The organism is Bartonella sp. CM86QHHN (assembly GCF_042194695.1).
GTDB lineage: Bacteria > Pseudomonadota > Alphaproteobacteria > Rhizobiales > Rhizobiaceae > Bartonella.
Window position 1 is genome coordinate 1 of sequence record NZ_JBHIND010000037.1, and the last position, 1657, is coordinate 1657.

A 1657-nucleotide genomic window follows, 5' to 3' on the forward strand; every position below is an offset into this window, starting at 1 on the left:
ATCAATTTCTATGGACCAGCCTTTAATGTTTTAGTTGCATCCGGTCTGTTAGGTTATGTGAGTGATGGCAAACAAACCACTATTGGCTTTGATGGGAATAGATATGACTTTGTAAGCAGAATTATTGGTGGCAATGGCTATACCTACGGGACACTCCCTGCTGGTAGTAACATGTGGAAAGAATGGTGGAGAGTGGTCATGAATCCCATAAGCTCCCATACTTGCCTTGGAGATGTGGGGCGTATGTGCAACATGCTTTACGGCTCATCTCATCGTGAACAAGTTCCTTTAAGTAAATCATGGAGTAAAAAATGAAACAAATCTTAAAATTATTAAGTGCGATAACTCTATTGAGTATAGCTGGGTGCCAGTTTAATAAAACTCCCATATCTTCTATAGGGGCATGGGAGAAGCCAGGAGCAGATTTTACGGAGATAGGAAAAGCCTTGTTAGAATGCGGTATGCCAACCCCTTATGATAAGGATCCAGAAAGTAGAAAGCTCAGTAATAATGCAAATGCAACCATTGATGCTTGCATGCTCCAAGCGGGATTTCGCTATAAATATGATGTGGGGGGAGGCTGGTGTGGAAATCATAAAGCTGAAAACTTGCCCATTTGTCGTCCAGGCGCTGTTGTTCCACAGCGCAGTGTCAAGAAGCGCTTGAACAGCCCGTTTTGTAAAAAATATAAAAATAGTCGCAAATGCCAGCCTTAAGTTTTGCTGTTTGTGATGATTAACAATCCGCTATCCTTGCCTTCACTTGGAATGGCGCGATTGTTTCCTCACGCACATTATTTAACGGATGAAGAAAAGCAGCATTTACAAGAGGGTGCTGATGGCAAGGTGCATGTGTCCTTTAATGGCATCTTTACTCCACCAGAGGAAGCTGCTGTTTATGCGGTTCAACATGCGAAGGATAAAAATGAACCGCTTTATTTTGTTGTGTTCCCTCAAGCCGATTCTGCTATTTCAGAACTTCTGGTCGCGGGTTATCAGAAGTTTATGGAAAATAACTTTTTGGGTTTGACCAATTCAACACAAGAAGCAAAAGATCTAATGTCTCGCTATGGTAACACGGGATTGCATTTTGATGCCCATAGTCGTGGCAGTTTGACAGGCTTTAATATGATGAATTCTTTCAAACAAGAAGGTGTAAATGATGTAGCAGGCAATACAACGATCAGTTTCCATGGACCAGCGGCTAATGTTTTGGCGGCATCCGGTTTGTTAGGTTATGTGAGTGGTGGCAAACAAACCACTATTGGTTTTGATGGGCATAGATTTGACGTTGTAAGCAGAATTATTGGTGGCAATGGCTATGCTTATGAGACAATATCTGCTGGTAGTAACTGGTGGACAGAATGGTGGAGAGTGATCATGAATCCCATAAGCTCCCATACCTGTCTTGGAGATGTGGGTCCAAAATGCCAAAAGTTTTATGGCTCATCTCATCGTGAACAATTTCCTTTAAGTAAATCATGGAGTAAAAAATGAAACACATTTTAAAGTTATTAAGTGGAATAGTTTTGGTGAGTGTAACTGGATGTAATATCGATAAACCTCCTCTAGGAGAGATAGCTACGTGGGAGAAAAATGGTGTTACTGATTTTACTGAGGTAGGAAAAGCCTTGTTAGAATGTGGAATGCCAACCCCT

Annotated in this window: 2 protein-coding genes and 1 pseudogene; all 3 read left to right on the forward strand. The window is 41.5% G+C overall.

What is annotated here, in order from left to right; translation table 11 throughout:
* Positions 1 to 315 (forward strand): annotated as a pseudogene (locus ACFIKX_RS03250) (filamentous hemagglutinin); the annotation flags it as partial.
* Positions 312 to 716, forward strand: coding sequence for a hypothetical protein (locus ACFIKX_RS03255; protein ID WP_375611045.1), 405 nt, complete (start codon positions 312 to 314; stop codon positions 714 to 716). The pseudogene ACFIKX_RS03250 and the gene ACFIKX_RS03255, both read left to right, overlap by 4 nt.
* 15 nt (positions 717 to 731) lie before the next feature.
* Positions 732 to 1496: a filamentous hemagglutinin gene (locus tag ACFIKX_RS03260; RefSeq protein WP_375629696.1), complete on the forward strand. Its 765-nt coding sequence runs from the start codon at positions 732 to 734 to the stop codon at positions 1494 to 1496.
* Positions 1497 to 1657: the final 161 nt, after the last annotated feature.